General features: G+C 39.7%; 1 pseudogene. It reads left to right on the top strand.

Annotated elements, in window-relative coordinates:
* Positions 1–239 (top strand): annotated as a pseudogene (locus SB754_RS22755) (glucuronyl hydrolase); the annotation flags it as partial.

Raw genomic sequence — 239 nt, forward strand, 5'->3', positions numbered from 1 at the left:
CGTGGTTAATTTACCTGATACACTTGCGATTCCAAGAAATATTGCCCCAGGATCAAAACAATGGAAATATGTGGGTTATGAAGACTGGACTAGCGGCTTCTGGCCTGGAGTTTTGTGGTATTTATATGAATATACAGGCGATGCGAAATGGAAAGAAAAAGCAGATAAATACAGTCGTTATCTGACACCTCTGTCTATGCGCAAAGCAACTGATCATGATCTTGGTTTTCAGATCTATT

The organism is Leifsonia sp. SIMBA_070 (genome assembly GCF_046534635.1).
GTDB lineage: Bacteria > Actinomycetota > Actinomycetes > Actinomycetales > Microbacteriaceae > Leifsonia.